15 protein-coding genes are annotated in these 13,705 nt (G+C 61.0%); 8 read left to right on the top strand and 7 right to left on the bottom strand.

Translation table 11 applies throughout. The features are described 5' to 3' along the window. The first annotated feature begins 72 nt into the window (after nucleotides 1-72). The 5 genes from L1P05_RS02125 (at nucleotide 73) to nrdG (ending at nucleotide 4,162) form a co-directional block, all read left to right on the top strand. Nucleotides 73-378 carry an ElaB/YgaM/YqjD family protein gene (locus tag L1P05_RS02125; RefSeq protein ID WP_012847301.1) on the top strand — a complete coding sequence of 102 codons (306 nt, stop codon included), beginning with the start codon at nucleotides 73-75 and terminating at the stop codon, nucleotides 376-378. Beyond that, nucleotides 378-782 carry a phage holin family protein gene (locus tag L1P05_RS02120; protein ID WP_012847300.1) on the top strand — a complete coding sequence of 135 codons (405 nt, stop codon included), beginning with the start codon at nucleotides 378-380 and terminating at the stop codon, nucleotides 780-782. The genes L1P05_RS02125 and L1P05_RS02120 overlap by 1 nt, the downstream gene beginning before the upstream one ends. Then, on the top strand, nucleotides 779-1,066 hold the full coding sequence (locus L1P05_RS02115) for a YqjK family protein (protein WP_012847299.1): 288 nt from the start codon (nucleotides 779-781) through the stop codon (nucleotides 1,064-1,066). The genes L1P05_RS02120 and L1P05_RS02115 overlap by 4 nt, the downstream gene beginning before the upstream one ends. Nucleotides 1,067-1,475: 409 nt before the next feature. Then, nucleotides 1,476-3,614 carry an anaerobic ribonucleoside-triphosphate reductase gene (gene nrdD / locus L1P05_RS02110; RefSeq protein ID WP_012847296.1) on the top strand — a complete coding sequence of 713 codons (2,139 nt, stop codon included), beginning with the start codon at nucleotides 1,476-1,478 and terminating at the stop codon, nucleotides 3,612-3,614. 83 nt (nucleotides 3,615-3,697) lie between these two features. Further along, nucleotides 3,698-4,162 carry an anaerobic ribonucleoside-triphosphate reductase-activating protein gene (gene nrdG, locus L1P05_RS02105; protein WP_012847295.1) on the top strand — a complete coding sequence of 155 codons (465 nt, stop codon included), beginning with the start codon at nucleotides 3,698-3,700 and terminating at the stop codon, nucleotides 4,160-4,162. On the opposite strand, the gene L1P05_RS02100 is transcribed toward nrdG, so the two are convergent. Beyond that, nucleotides 4,150-4,824 (bottom strand): NAD(P)H-binding protein, encoded by a 675-nt coding sequence (locus tag L1P05_RS02100; RefSeq protein WP_012847294.1) that lies wholly within the window; start codon nucleotides 4,822-4,824, stop codon nucleotides 4,150-4,152. The genes nrdG and L1P05_RS02100 overlap by 13 nt on opposite strands. A gap of 107 nt (nucleotides 4,825-4,931) precedes the next feature. Next, complete coding sequence (locus L1P05_RS02095) at nucleotides 4,932-5,387, bottom strand: YhbP family protein (RefSeq protein ID WP_012847293.1); 456 nt, start codon at nucleotides 5,385-5,387, stop codon at nucleotides 4,932-4,934. Here L1P05_RS02095 and L1P05_RS02090 point away from each other — a divergent pair. Then, nucleotides 5,359-5,853, top strand: a complete 495-nt coding sequence (locus tag L1P05_RS02090; protein WP_370686069.1) for a GIY-YIG nuclease family protein — start codon at nucleotides 5,359-5,361, stop codon at nucleotides 5,851-5,853. The genes L1P05_RS02095 and L1P05_RS02090 overlap by 29 nt on opposite strands. Here the strand turns inward: L1P05_RS02090 and putP are convergent. From putP to ubiT, 3 genes are all read right to left on the bottom strand, one after another. Then, nucleotides 5,774-7,258, bottom strand: coding sequence for a sodium/proline symporter PutP (putP, locus tag L1P05_RS02085; protein WP_012847292.1), 1,485 nt, complete (start codon nucleotides 7,256-7,258; stop codon nucleotides 5,774-5,776). The genes L1P05_RS02090 and putP overlap by 80 nt on opposite strands. A gap of 329 nt (nucleotides 7,259-7,587) precedes the next feature. After that, the gene (locus L1P05_RS02080; protein ID WP_012847291.1) at nucleotides 7,588-8,091 is read right to left on the bottom strand and encodes a GNAT family N-acetyltransferase; all 504 of its coding nucleotides are present in this window, start codon (nucleotides 8,089-8,091) and stop codon (nucleotides 7,588-7,590) included. Beyond that, on the bottom strand, nucleotides 8,085-8,606 hold the full coding sequence (gene ubiT / locus L1P05_RS02075) for a ubiquinone anaerobic biosynthesis accessory factor UbiT (protein WP_012847290.1): 522 nt from the start codon (nucleotides 8,604-8,606) through the stop codon (nucleotides 8,085-8,087). The genes L1P05_RS02080 and ubiT overlap by 7 nt, the downstream gene beginning before the upstream one ends. 303 nt (nucleotides 8,607-8,909) lie before the next feature. Here ubiT and ubiU point away from each other — a divergent pair, with 303 nt between their 5' ends. Both ubiU and L1P05_RS02065 read left to right on the top strand, forming a co-directional pair. Then, nucleotides 8,910-9,905: a ubiquinone anaerobic biosynthesis protein UbiU gene (gene ubiU / locus L1P05_RS02070; RefSeq protein WP_012847289.1), complete on the top strand. Its 996-nt coding sequence runs from the start codon at nucleotides 8,910-8,912 to the stop codon at nucleotides 9,903-9,905. A gap of 11 nt (nucleotides 9,906-9,916) precedes the next feature. Further along, nucleotides 9,917-10,795, top strand: a complete 879-nt coding sequence (locus L1P05_RS02065; RefSeq protein ID WP_012847288.1) for a U32 family peptidase — start codon at nucleotides 9,917-9,919, stop codon at nucleotides 10,793-10,795. Nucleotides 10,796-10,855: 60 nt separating this feature from the next. Here the strand turns inward: L1P05_RS02065 and L1P05_RS02060 are convergent, their stop codons facing one another. Both L1P05_RS02060 and L1P05_RS02055 read right to left on the bottom strand, forming a co-directional pair. Then, nucleotides 10,856-12,172, bottom strand: a complete 1,317-nt coding sequence (locus L1P05_RS02060) for an L-cysteine desulfidase family protein (RefSeq protein WP_012847287.1) — start codon at nucleotides 12,170-12,172, stop codon at nucleotides 10,856-10,858. 44 nt (nucleotides 12,173-12,216) lie between these two features. Further along, nucleotides 12,217-13,548, bottom strand: coding sequence for an SLC5/6 family protein (locus tag L1P05_RS02055; protein ID WP_041692481.1), 1,332 nt, complete (start codon nucleotides 13,546-13,548; stop codon nucleotides 12,217-12,219). Nucleotides 13,549-13,705: the final 157 nt, after the last annotated feature.

Raw genomic sequence — 13,705 nt, 5'->3', positions numbered from 1 at the left:
TATACCCTTTGCACTCTCTGTAAAAGCCCGCTATGTTGAAAGTCCTAATCAGTAACGTGAAGGAGCGTAAGAATGACTAACGATTCCACCGCTGAACATCTGCGTGCCGAGCTGAAGTCCCTGGCTGACGCGCTGGAAGATGTGCTCAACTCATCCACCGATAAGCCCAAGGCCGAACTGGAAAAACTGCGCGCCCGCGCCCATGACGCGCTGCACAACAGCCGTGAACGCCTGAGCCAGGCCGGTGAAAACGTGGCGACCCAGACCCGGGAAATGGCCGGGCGAGCCGATGACTATGTCCGGGATAATCCCTGGACCGGCGTTGGCATCGGCGCCGCCGTCGGCGTCGTGCTTGGCGTGCTGCTGGCCCGTCGCTAATGGCAGGCGACACCTCCCCCACCCAGGATTCCGCCGCCGGGATCCTGGGTACAGCCCGACGCATCGTCACCCTGCTGGTCGGTATGACGGAAACCCGTTTACGCCTGGCGGTTGTCGAGCTGGAAGAGGAGAAAGCCAACCTCATTCAGCTGCTGCTGATGGCTGGCGTCACGCTCTTGTTTACCGCCTTCGGTTTGATGTGCCTGCTGGTACTGCTGTTTTGGGCCGTCGAACCAGCCTATCGCCTGATGGCCTTAGGGATAGCCACCGCTCTGCTGCTGCTGCTGGCCTGCGTCGGCGCGATCTGGACGCTGACAAAAGCGCGCCGCTCTACCTTTTTGCTGGCCACCCGCAAACAGCTTGAGATCGATCGTCAGCTGCTGGAGCGTCGGGAGAAGCCATGAACCGCCAACGTCAGTCCTTGGCCGCTGAAAAAGCGCGGCTGCTGCAAAAAATCGCGCAGCAGCGCGTGGATCTGCATACCGAATCGCTGCGCGCCGAGCAGCTGTGTATCAACGTGGACCGCACCCTGACCACGCTGTGGCGTCTGCGGCGTACCCTGTCGCTGGCCGCTGGCCTGGCCGCCGTTTACGCCGCCCGTCATCCCTCCCGTCTGCTAAGCGGTATAAAACGGGCCGTAGGCCTGTGGAGCACCCTGCGTTTGGCACGCCGCACCTTCTACCCATGATCGCCGCCGGCATCTTCGCGTACGGACCCGCTGCGCGTCGCTGATGCCCCCTTACCCACCACGCGTTCCCGCGCTGATGCGGGGGTACATACGCGCCCATAGCCTACCCCACGTGACCATTAGCGCATTTTTTATACAAAAAATCATTATTACATTATTAAAAAACGGTGCTGATCACCCTCTGTATAACGATTCTACCGATGCTAAAAATCATTGATTCAGGTCAATAAAATTTACTTTATCAAATCGCCATTCCCATATATAGTGTCTCTGACGTAAACGAACACCTATATATAGTAGTTATCCACAAAGCATCCACACAACGCGCGTAAAGCCTGATTTCACGCGGCTTTGTGCTGTGGATAACCGGTAGATGGATGCACACCACAATCACAGGAGCGAGAAAACGGTGAAACCTATAGTGATTAAACGGGACGGTTGTCAGGTACCCTTCAACGAACAGCGTATCAAGGAAGCGGTGCTGCGTGCAGCGCTGGCCGCTGACGTGGATGATGCCGATTACTGCGCAACCGTTGCCCGCGTAGTCGCTATGCAGATGGCCGATCGCGAGCGTGTGGATATCAACGACATCCAGCACGCCGTAGAAAACCAACTGATGGCGGGCAACTATAAGCAGCTTGCGCGCGCCTATATCGAGTACCGTCACGATCGTGACGTTGCCCGTGAGCAGCGTGGCCGTCTTAATCAGGATATTCGCGGACTGATCGAACAGAGCAACGCGGCCCTGCTCAATGAGAACGCCAACAAAGACAGTAAGGTTATCCCAACCCAGCGCGATCTGCTGGCGGGGATCGTCGCCAAACACTATGCCAAACAGCATTTGCTGCCGCGTGACGTGGTGCAGGCCCATGAGCGCGGAGAGATCCACTACCACGATCTCGACTATTCGCCGTTCTTTCCCATGTTCAACTGTATGCTGATCGATCTGAAAGGCATGCTGACCAACGGCTTTAAGATGGGTAACGCAGAAATCGAGCGGCCGAAATCCATCTCTACCGCCACCGCCGTTACCGCACAGATCATCGCGCAGGTTGCCAGCCATATCTATGGCGGAACGACCATCAACCGCATCGATGAGGTGCTGGCTCCCTTCGTCAGCGCCAGCTTCGCCAAGCATCGCCAAATCGCCGAGCAGTGGAATATCCCCGACGTAGAAGGCTATGCCCACGCGCGTACCGAGAAAGAGTGCTACGATGCGTTCCAGTCGCTGGAGTATGAGGTAAATACCCTGCATACCGCCAACGGGCAGACTCCGTTTGTCACCTTTGGCTTCGGGCTGGGCACCAGCTGGGAGTCGCGGATGATCCAGCAGTCGATCCTGAAGAACCGTATCGCTGGCCTGGGTAAAAACCGCAAGACCGCGGTATTCCCCAAGCTGGTATTCGCTATTCGCGACGGACTCAATCACAAATTCGGCGACCCGAACTACGATATCAAGCAGCTGGCCCTTGAGTGCGCCAGCAAACGCATGTATCCGGACATTCTCAACTACGATCAGGTCGTCAACGTCACCGGCTCCTTCAAGACCCCGATGGGCTGCCGCAGCTTCCTTGGCGTCTACGAAGAGAACGGCGAGATGATCCACGACGGGCGTAATAACCTGGGGGTCATCAGCCTTAACCTGCCGCGCATTGCACTGGAGGCGCAGGGTGATGAGGCGGCCTTCTGGAAACTGCTCGACCGCCGTTTGGCGCTGGCTCGCAAGGCGCTGATGACCCGCATCGCGCGTCTGGAAGGGGTGAAGGCCCGCGTTGCGCCGATCCTGTATATGGAAGGGGCCTGCGGCGTGCGCCTGAAAGCGGATGACGCCATCGCCGACATCTTTAAAAATGGCCGCGCCTCCGTATCGCTGGGCTATATCGGGATCCATGAGACCATCAACGCCCTGTTTGGCACCCAGACGCACGTTTTTGACGACGCGGCGCTGCGCGCCAAGGCGATCGCCATCGTCGAGCGTCTGCGTCAGGCTACCGATACCTGGAAACAGGAGACCGGCTATGCCTTCAGCCTGTACAGCACGCCGAGTGAAAACCTGTGCGACCGTTTCTGCCGACTGGATACCGCCGAGTTTGGCCTCGTTGAGGGGGTCACCGACAAGGGCTATTACACCAACAGCTTCCATCTGGACGTGGAAAAGCAGGTCAACCCCTACGACAAGCTGGACTTTGAGGCGCCGTATCCGCCGCTGGCTAACGGTGGATTCATCTGCTACGGCGAATATCCTAACCTGCAGCACAACCTGAAGGCGCTGGAGGATGTCTGGGACTACAGCTATAGCCGAGTCCCCTACTACGGAACCAACACGCCGATCGATGAGTGCTATGAGTGTGGCTATACCGGTGAGTTTGAGTGTACCAGCAAAGGCTTTACCTGCCCGAAATGCGGTAACCATGACTCCACCAAGGTGTCGGTTATCCGCCGCGTCTGCGGTTATCTGGGCAGCCCGGACGCGCGTCCGTTCAACGCCGGTAAGCAGGAAGAAGTGAAGCGCCGCATCAAGCATCTGAACAACGGTCAGATAGGCTAAACGCGCCTAGGCGATCGTCATCCCATCCCGGGCAGCCCGCTGCCCGGTTGCTTTTGCGGGGGGCGCCCCGCAGGACAAACATAATGAATTACCATCAGTATTATCCGGTCGATGTCGTCAACGGCCCGGGCACCCGCTGCACGCTGTTCGTTGCGGGCTGCGTCCACCAGTGCCCCGGCTGCTATAACAAAGCCACCTGGCGCCTGGACTCCGGCGTACCCTTTACGACGGCGCTGGAGGATCGCATCATTGCCGATCTCAACGATACCCGGATTAACCATCAGGGACTCTCCCTCTCGGGCGGTGACCCGCTGCACCCGCACAACGTGGCAACGATCCTGCACCTGGTACAGCGGGTTCGCACCGAGTGCCGCGGCAAAGACATCTGGCTGTGGACGGGCTATCGCCTAGAGGAGCTCACGGCGGAGCAGCAGGCCGTGGTGGCGCTGATCAATGTCTTGGTGGACGGCAAGTTTGTACAGGATCTCAAAGATCCCATGCTGATCTGGCGCGGCAGCAGCAATCAAATCGTCCACTACCTGCGCTGATCCGCGCCGGTATCAGCCCCTCCCGTCGCCGTCTCGCCCAGACGCTGCACCTGCTCAGACTCCAGGATCTGCAGACGATACTCCGCCGGATACAGCGCACAGTGCAGCATGGCACGCGCCACGCTGTCTGCCTCGATCGCCTTCCATTTCTCCGGCAGCAGACGAAATAGCGGCTCGGAGATCTGCTCCAGCAGGCGCGGCTTAGCCCGCTCTCCCTGCAGCAGTGAGGGACGCAGCAGAGAGAGCCGTCGCCAGGCCTGCAGCTCTAACGCCTGCTCCATCTCCCCCTTGGTGCGGCTGTACAAAAACGGCGACTGGGCGTTGGCTCCCAGCGCGCTGACCACCACATAGTGGCGGCAGCCGTGCTGCAGCGCGACCGCACCGCACTCGACCACCAGCGAGTAGTCCACATAGCGAAAGTCGCTGTCGCTGCCGGCCGCTTTGCGGGTGGTTCCCAGGCAGCAAAAGGCCACGTCACAGGGGGTATCCCACTCCAGCATCGCCCGGCAGATATCTGCGCCGACGGGGTTAATCAGCTTGGCCGACGCCGGCAGCGCCGTACGCGTCGGCGCATAGATCTGGGTAACACGGGGCTCCGACGTCAACCGCGTCAATAGCGCACGCCCGATAAGACCGGTCGCCCCAAGAAGCAATACGTTCATCGGTGACTCCTCCCTATTTTTTTGGCGCCTTCCGCCACGGTATACACCGTCAACGCCGGAAGGGGTCGCCCGTTCCGCGCCGACGTCTCGCACAGCGATAGCTTCTCTTAGTATACCCCCACTGGCTCGCCCTGGCGGGCCCAGTGACGCTTATGGCCAAAGCCGCAGGTATTGTCGGTCATCTTCACCCGCATCAGGCGCAGCCCCCAGACCGGCGATGGCCTGGCCCTCGCCAGCGGGAAACGGCGGTAGTAGAGCGCATACGCCGCCGCCGCCGCCTCTCCTTCAAGGCACGCAACCCGGCCGTGAAACTGTATCCCCTGGATCTTCGCCACGCTGCGCGTCTGGTGAGCCACCGTCCCGGCGACCCGTGGGTTGACCGACATCAGCCGTCCGTGATGGGAGGTCGGCGAGGTCAGCAGGTACAGCGTCATCGTCGGCGCATCCAGCGCATAAAAACAGTCGGCGCACCACAGCGCCTCCCCTTGCCCGACGGCCAGCGTCACAACGTGCTGACGGGCCAGGAAACGCCGGATGGCCGCCAGCGTATCGTCGTTGCTCATTCCCTCTCCTACCGCCGCGCCGGGACTCGTCCCCAGCGCCGTCGTCGCGTACACTGATCCCACCGTTTCCCACCGAGAGATCCCAATGCAGGATACTGTAGCGCATAATGCGTGGTATCTATACATGCTGCGTACCGCCGGTGGTGCGCTGTATACCGGTATCACCACCGACGTCGCACGTCGCCTCCACCAGCATCAGTCTGGTCGGGGAGCCAAGGCGCTGCGCGGTAAAGGACCGCTGACGCTGGCGTACCAGTGCGCGCTCTCGCATGAGCTGGCCGCTCGGCTGGAGTATCGCGTTAAGCAGCTAAGCAAGAAACAAAAAGAGAGGCTGGTCGCCGACCAGCCTCTCTGTCTGTTGCAGTGGTTAGCCGACGGCGGCTACCTTACTTCGTCAGGTAAATCGTATTCGCCTGCGCAAAACGCTCCCGCATCTGCGGCGACGGCCCTTTGCCCACCAGGCTGACCAGCACGATAGCCAACGAGGCCAAAATAAAGCCGGGAATGATCTCATACAGGTGGAACCAGGCGTATTGCTTCCACACGACCACGGTGGCCGCCCCCACCAGCATACCGGCCAGCGCGCCGTTACGCGTCATGCCCGGCCACAGCAGGGAGATAATAATCACCGGGCCAAAGGCGGCGCCAAAGCCAGCCCAGGCATAGCTCACCAGATCGAGCACATAGTTGTGCGGGTTGGCCGCCAGGCCGATGGCGATCAGCGCGATCAGCATCACCATGGTACGGCTGACGATCACCAGCTCCCGCTGGTTGGCATGCTTGCGCAAAAACGCCTTATACAGATCTTCGGTCACCGCGCTGGCGCTCACCAGCAGCTGGCAGCTCAGGGTGCTCATCACCGCCGCCAGAATAGCCGACAGCAGGATCCCGGCAATCCATGGATTAAACAGCAGCTTGGAGAGGGAGATAAAGACTCGCTCTTTGTTTTCGTGCACCTCCAGCGCCAGCTCGGGATGCGTAGAGAAGAACGCGATCCCGAAGAAGCCAACCGCAACCGCGCCCCCCAGACAGAAGATCATCCACACAATGCTGATTCGGCGTGCCTTACGGATCGTATGGTGGGAGTCCGCCGCCATAAATCGCGCCAGGATATGCGGCTGCCCAAAATAGCCCAGGCCCCATCCCATCAGGGAGACGATCGCCACCCAGTCCAGCCCGCGGAACAGGTCCAGATAGGCCGGACTGCGCTGCGCAATGGCGTTCATGGCATCGTCAAAGCCGCCGACGCTGACCACCACCATCACCGGCGTCAGGATCAGGGCAAAAATCATCAGGGTCGCCTGCACGGTATCCGTCCAGCTGATGGCCAGGAAACCACCGATAAAGGTATAGGCAATCGTCGCCGCCGCGCCGGCCCACAGCGCGCTTTCGTAGCTCATACCAAAGGTACTTTCAAACAGACGAGCCCCGGCGACGACGCCGGAGGCGCAGTACACGGTGAAAAAGACCAGAATAATCAACGCTGAAATCAGACGCAGAATGCGCTGCTTATCCTCAAAACGCTGGGTAAAGTAGTCCGGCAGCGTCAGCGCATTATTGTTCAGCTCGGTGTGCACCCGCAGGCGCCCGGCCACGATACGCCAGTTGAGGTAGGCCCCTAGCACCAGCCCGATGGCGATCCAGCTCTCCGACAGACCAGCGACAAAGATCGCGCCCGGCAGCCCCATCAGCAGCCAGCCGCTCATGTCCGACGCACCGGCGGAGAGCGCGGTCACCACGCTGCCCAAACGGCGTCCTCCCAAGATATAGTCAGAGAAGTTATTGGTGGCGCGATAGGCCAGCAGACCAATCAAGATCATGCCGAAGATATAGATTAGAAACGTGATTAGTGTCGGTGTATTAACACTCATCCTGTACCCCTGTCATCACGGTGTCACGCACCGTTTTTTTTGTTGTTAAAGGAGGCACTGTCCACGGCGCGGAGCTGCGGGCGAAACACAGATGATACCGCCGCTGTCTGGGCTATGGCCCGGATGCGTACGGCAGTACGGCAGTGAAACGCCCAATACGCGATCAGGCGCGGCGAGAGGCGCAGACGATGGCGATAAATGCGTGGAGCAGGCAGACTTACTCCCCCGCCCGCCGGCAGGCGAACGGGGGGGAAGCATGATAGACCCAGCGGGGAAGAACGACAAGCGTTCAGAAGATAAGCGGCGGGATCGTCACCCGCCGCACAGGCTTAAAAACGGTTAAACGGTTCGGCGTACTCGATACGCCCACGGGCCTGCTCCAGCGCCTGCGGCGCCAGCGCGTACACCTGAAAGAGCGTATCGCATTCCGGCCAGCGACAGTGCAGATCGTTCTGCGCCGCGTTAACAAAGCCAAAGCGCTGATAGTAGCGCGGGTCACCCAGCACCGCCACGCCGGCATAGCCGAACTCATTCAGGGTATCCAGCCCCTCATAAACCAGCCGCTCCGCGATCCCCTGACGGCGGTAGGCTTCATCCACCGCCAGCGGCGCCAGGCCAACCCACTGGCACTCCTCACCGTCGACCGTCACCGGGCTGAAGGCGGCATAGCCGACCACGCCCCCCTCATCATCCGTGGCAACGATCCCGAGGGTCAGCAGCCCATCCTCGCGCAGGCAAGAAACCAGCTCGGCCTCGTCCGCGCCCGGAAAACAGCGGCGCAGCAGCCGATCAATGCCCGGCGCATCGACGGGGATCTCCGCCCGGATCAGCATGACGTTACCGCACGCGCATCGATCGGCGTGCCCTCCCGCAGACCGGCCTCGACAAAATCAGCCAGCTGCATCAGCGCCAGGCGCAGCGGCGCCGGCATCAGCTCAGGATCGATGGCATCCATCAGATTTTTAACCTGCAGCCCCAGCTCGGTATCGCCCTCAATACGCAGACGACGCTGGAAGAAAAGCGTATCGGGATCCTCTTTGCGGGCGGCGATCAGGATCAGATCGTTAGCGTCCGCGCTGAAGCTGACATCCGCCTGCTGCTGACGCCCCACGCGCAGCGTCCCCTGTTGCACGGTGACAAACCAGCGCAGACCGAGATCGCGCACGTCAACCTGCAGCCAGCGCCCGTCGAGAAACGCCAGCTCGCCCTCAGCCAGCGCCTGGCGAAACTGCCAGGCCAGCAGCTGCTCCAACACATGCCGCTGCAGGACAAACGGCGTAACTTTTAACGGCAGGCTCAAGAATGCCGGCCCCTGACGCACGATGCGTGCTCGCAATTGTTCCAACACCGCAGTGACTCCTTCTGATCAGACAGCGTCTATTCTGCCACAACCGCCCATGCAGACTGCGTCTTATATCAACAAAAAGGCCCGTCATTGTCACGGATTAATACGCCGCCGCCGCCGTTGCGCAGGCCATCTGGTAACAGTGATTCAACACGCCGGAAACTGCCTGAAATCAAAACAATTACATAACGTCTTATCTAGAATGACACCCTAGCGGACAGAACACCGCCCGGGCCGCGGTGTCGATATCCATCCCCTAACACGCCACGCCCGGCGTTATCCGTGGCCAAACTCAGGAATTCACATATGGAGCTGCTGTGCCCCGCCGGTAACCTGCCCGCCCTCAAAGCGGCCGTAGAGAATGGTGCCGACGCTGTCTATATTGGACTGAAAGACGATACCAACGCCCGCCATTTCGCCGGCCTCAATTTTAATGAAAAAAAGCTGCAGGAGGCGCTGGAATATGTGCACCAACGCGGCCGTAAGCTGCATATCGCTATCAACACCTTTGCCCACCCCGACGGCTATAGCCGCTGGCAACGGGCGGTAGATATGGCCGCCCAGCTGGGCGCTGACGCGCTGATCCTCGCCGATTTGGCCATGCTGGAGTACGCCGCCGAACGCTACCCTCACATTGAGCGCCACGTTTCGGTACAGGCATCGGTGACGAACGAAGAGGCGATCCGCTTCTACCAGCGTCACTTTGCGGTCGCGCGCGTGGTGCTGCCGCGCGTTCTTTCGCTGCATCAGGTAAAACAGCTGGCGCGCTGCAGTCCGGTGCCGCTGGAGGTCTTCGCCTTCGGCAGCCTGTGCATCATGTCCGAGGGGCGCTGCTACCTCTCTTCCTACCTGACCGGAGAGTCTCCCAACACCGTCGGCGCCTGTTCGCCCGCCCGCTTCGTACGCTGGCAGCAGACCCCGCAGGGCATGGAGTCCCGCCTCAACGACGTCCTGATCGATCGCTATGCCAATGACGAAAATGCGGGCTATCCCACGCTGTGCAAGGGGCGCTACCTGGTCGACGGCGTGCGCTACCATACGCTGGAGGAGCCGACCAGCCTGAATACGCTCGCGCTGCTGCCGGCGCTGATGGAGGCCAATATCGCCTCAGTCAAAATCGAGGGGCGCCAGCGCAGCCCGGCCTACGTCAGCCAGGTAACGCGGGTGTGGCGACAGGCTATCGATCGCTGCCGTCGTGATCCTGAACACTTCACCCCCGACGCCGCCTGGATGGAGGCGCTCGACGCCGTTTCAGAAGGCGCGCAGACCACCCTCGGCGCCTATCATCGCCGATGGCAGTAAGGAGTCCGACCATGCAATTCGCACTCGGCGCAGTACTGTACTGCTGGCCACAGGCCCGCCTAGAGGCATTCTATCGGGCCGCCGCCGCCAGCGAGGCCGACATCGTCTATCTGGGCGAAACGGTCTGCAGCAAACGGCGGGTCATCAAGTCCAGCGACTGGCTGGCTCTGGCCCGGACGCTGGCTGACAGCGGCAAACAGGTGGTCCTGTCAACCCTGGCGCTGCTGCAGGCCCCCTCGGAACTGAGCGAGCTACGCCGCTATATCGAGAACGGAGAGTTTCTGATCGAGGCCAACGATCTGGCCGCGGTCAACCTGGCCGCCGAGCGGCACCTGCCGTTTGTCGCCGGCCCGGCGCTCAACTGCTATAACGCCGTCACGCTGCGGCTGCTGCTGCGACAAGGGATGGTACGCTGGTGCATGCCGGTGGAGCTGTCGCGCGACTGGCTGCGCAACATTCGCCAACAGTGCGATGAACTGGGGATCCTCGGGCAGTTTGAGACCGAAGTCTTCGCCTACGGCCATCTGCCGCTGGCCTACTCCGCCCGCTGCTTTACCGCCCGCGCTGAAAACCTGCCCAAGGATGAGTGCGACACCTGCTGCATCCGCTATCCCCAAGGGCGACGGGTCCTGTCGCAGGAGCAGCAGCAGGTTTTCGTCCTCAACGGGATCCAGACCCTGAGCGGCTATTGCTACAATCTGGGCAACCAGCTGCGGGAAATGCAGGGATTGGTCGATATCGTACGCCTCTCACCGCAGGGAGAAGAGACGCTGGAGATGCTGAGCCGCTTCCGGGCGAACCAGCAGGGAGAAGCGCCGCTGACGCTGGCGCGTCAGGCTGAATGCAACGGCTACTGGAACCAGCTGGCCGGGCTGACCCTGTCAAGCTGAGGCGGCCTGGAAAAACGGGCGCACAGGGCGCCCGTTTAATTTTTGCGTCACCGCCGTGGCTCACGAGGCCTTGCGCGCCATGATCTCAATAATCTGGGTATCCGTCTGGCGCATCGCGCCGCTGGCCAGCGCGCACAGGTTGGCGATCGACTGATCCACGTCGTGCGCCACGATCCCCTCGTTACCGCTCACCGCGCTGTCGTCCAGCGCCATCAGCACCGCCTTAAACGCGGCGCTGGCGCTGGTGGAGACCTTCATCGCACAGCTGTTGGAAGCCCCATCGCAGATCATTCCGCTCACGTCACCGATCATGCTGCCGATCGCCATGGCGACCGCCTCATAGCGACCGTCGATCAGCCAAGCGATGCCGGCCGCCGCGCCCATCGCCGCCGTCGTGGCGGCGCACAGGGCTGACAGCGTCGGCAGCTTACTGTGGATGTAGATCGCCGTCAGATGCGACAGCATCAGCGCTCGCGCCAGCTGCTCCTGCGAAGCCTGCATATGCTCGGCGACCACCACCACCGGCATCGTCGCGGTGATCCCCTGATTGCCCGAGCCGGAGTTACTCATGGCCGGCAACACCGCCCCCCCCATACGCGCATCGGAGGCGGCGGAGGTGCGGATCATGATCTCGCTGAGCAGATCGTGAGAGAGCAGGCCACGCTCACGCTGCTGGGCCAGCGTAGCGCCGATGTGCAGACCATAGCGACTGCGCAGCCCTTCTCGCGACAGCGCGCCGTTCAGCTCCGCCGCATCCAGAATAAAGGAGATACGCTCCAGCGGGACATCGCAGGCAAAACGGTAGACCTGCGCCAGCGAGGCCTGGGCCAAACAGTATCCCGCCTCCGTCGCGGCGTTCGCCACATCGGCAGCGCGAAAGATCTCGCGATCGTTATGCACGATACGCACCACGCGGGTATGATCGCCGGCGATGGTCACCTCCGCCCACGCCTCACCGGCGTAAACCCGAGCGCAGGAGAGCAGCACCTGCTCGCAGGGCTGCTCCATACCGACGCTGACCCGGCCCTCTGCCAGCAGCGCACGGGCGGCCGCCACCGACGCGGCGGAGGCGTTTTTAATCACCTCCAGTCCGGCGTCCGCGTCACCCCCGAGCGCCCCCAGCGCCGCCGCGATCGGCAGGCCGACCATCCCGGTCCCCGGCACCGTGACGCCCATACCGTTCTTCATCAGGTTCGGCGACACGCGGCAGACAATGCGATCCACCGGCGCTGCCAGCTGACGCGCCGCGATGGCGGCGGCCAGGGCCAGAGAGACCGGTTCGGTACAGCCGACGGCCGGCTTGACCTCCTGACGCACGGCGCGAATAAACTCCGCCCACAGCGCGTCAGTATCACAGGCGTTTTGTATCGTATTCATGCTTCAAACCTTTGGTTATTACCGCTATCGTTGCACGTTATCCCTCAGGAAAAGGCCAGCAGCGGTGAGATACACAGCAGCAGCCCGGTGATAATAATCACCAGCAGGGATACGCCCTTATACTTATGCAGCGCCGGAACCCGGTACACCAGATAGGCGGGGATCAGGCATCCCACCATGCCGAAGATCGGGCTGCAGATGGAGGTAAAGCTCAGCACCGGCGCATTAAGGATAATCGCGCCCCAGGCCAGCAGGACGGCAAACACCATGATGCCGTTTTGAACCCAACGCGCCTTGATTCGCTCCGGCGGCATCATGCGCCGCAGCAGGTTCATCACGATTCCCTGAGTGGCTTCGCGAAAGCCCAGATACACCCCAAAGAATGCCGTCATCACCGCGAAGATATTCAGGATGACGCTCACCACGGTGACCCAGTTGCCGGCTCCGCCGTCGATGAACTGCGCGGCGATGGCCAGCGCGGAAATATTCTGCTGATAGGCCTTCACCGCCTCATCATGCCCCATCGCCAGCGTGAAGGAGACCGCATAAAAGAAGACCGTCACAAACAGAACGCCAAAGGCGATGTTCATCGCGCGCAGCGCCTTATAGCGTGCCACCTCGCGCGATTTGCAGTGCGCCCGGTATGAGATAACCATCGGGCTGAGCGTCTGAATGAACAGGATCGACGTCAGGGTAAACGGCAGCGTGATCACCGCATTTTTCACCAGCAGCCCCAGCGGCGGCAGCGCGCCCACGTTATACAGATGCCACACTCCGACCATGGCAATCCCCAGCGCGGCCACCACCAGCAGTTTGGTCAGCACCATAAAACTGGACAGCTTAAACAACAGCAGCTCACCGCGCGATGAGATGGCCACCAAGACACAGATCAGCGCCAGCCCGTAAAAGGGGTTCTCCGAGAGCAGCCCCTCCGTCACGCCGAAGGTGTGCAGGTAAGAGGCGCTGTCATTGGTAATGGCGGTGGAATAGACGAACATCCAAATCACCAGCATCACGAAGTAGAGCGCCCCCAGCAAGATCCCCCAGTTTTTCCCCAGGTAACCGCTGATCACGCTGGGATAATCGCGACACTCCGGCGACTCAGCCAACGTGTTGATAAACAGGCGCTGAAACAAATACATCGCCGGGTAGCCCACGACGGACGACAGCAGGAAAACCCACAGTCCCATCAGCCCAACCTGAACCGGCAAAAAGACGATACCGGCCCCGATCGCCATCCCGATGCTCATAATCACCCATCCCACATCGGTACTGTCAAAACGGGTGGCCTCCCGCCACTCGCTGTCGCTCATACCGTCCCGGGTGACGGCGGGGTGATCCGTCAGTGCCACACTGCTCATTTGTGTCGTTTCCATCGTCGCTCTCACTTGCCATTCAACGGCGGGATCCGTGGCCAATAGGAGTCTGTCTCTACCGTGCCGGAGCCGCCTGTAGGGAATTATCATCGTTATGATTTACAGAGTCGGATGCCGCGCAGCAGAGCGATGGCGCAATAACATCAGTAGGTGCAGG

It is taken from the genome of Edwardsiella piscicida (assembly GCF_021733145.1).
In the GTDB taxonomy this organism is placed as follows: domain Bacteria; phylum Pseudomonadota; class Gammaproteobacteria; order Enterobacterales; family Enterobacteriaceae; genus Edwardsiella; species Edwardsiella piscicida.
This window is presented reverse-complemented; position numbering and strand designations above follow the sequence as displayed.

Excerpts from the sequence above, each read along its gene's own strand:
- L1P05_RS02125 (WP_012847301.1), top strand. The coding sequence starts at position 73 with ATGACTAACGATTCCACCGCTGAACATCTGCGTGCCGAGCTGAAGTCC.
- L1P05_RS02120 (WP_012847300.1), top strand. The coding sequence starts at position 378 with ATGGCAGGCGACACCTCCCCCACCCAGGATTCCGCCGCCGGGATCCTG.
- L1P05_RS02115 (WP_012847299.1), top strand. The coding sequence starts at position 779 with ATGAACCGCCAACGTCAGTCCTTGGCCGCTGAAAAAGCGCGGCTGCTG.
- nrdG (WP_012847295.1), top strand. The coding sequence starts at position 3,698 with ATGAATTACCATCAGTATTATCCGGTCGATGTCGTCAACGGCCCGGGC.
- L1P05_RS02100 (WP_012847294.1), bottom strand. The coding sequence starts at position 4,824 with ATGAACGTATTGCTTCTTGGGGCGACCGGTCTTATCGGGCGTGCGCTA.
- L1P05_RS02090 (WP_370686069.1), top strand. The coding sequence starts at position 5,359 with ATGGCCGCCAGCGTATCGTCGTTGCTCATTCCCTCTCCTACCGCCGCG.
- L1P05_RS02095 (WP_012847293.1), bottom strand. The coding sequence starts at position 5,387 with ATGAGCAACGACGATACGCTGGCGGCCATCCGGCGTTTCCTGGCCCGT.
- putP (WP_012847292.1), bottom strand. The coding sequence starts at position 7,258 with ATGAGTGTTAATACACCGACACTAATCACGTTTCTAATCTATATCTTC.
- L1P05_RS02080 (WP_012847291.1), bottom strand. The coding sequence starts at position 8,091 with ATGCTGATCCGGGCGGAGATCCCCGTCGATGCGCCGGGCATTGATCGG.
- ubiU (WP_012847289.1), top strand. The coding sequence starts at position 8,910 with ATGGAGCTGCTGTGCCCCGCCGGTAACCTGCCCGCCCTCAAAGCGGCC.
- L1P05_RS02065 (WP_012847288.1), top strand. The coding sequence starts at position 9,917 with ATGCAATTCGCACTCGGCGCAGTACTGTACTGCTGGCCACAGGCCCGC.
- L1P05_RS02060 (WP_012847287.1), bottom strand. The coding sequence starts at position 12,172 with ATGAATACGATACAAAACGCCTGTGATACTGACGCGCTGTGGGCGGAG.
- L1P05_RS02055 (WP_041692481.1), bottom strand. The coding sequence starts at position 13,548 with ATGGAAACGACACAAATGAGCAGTGTGGCACTGACGGATCACCCCGCC.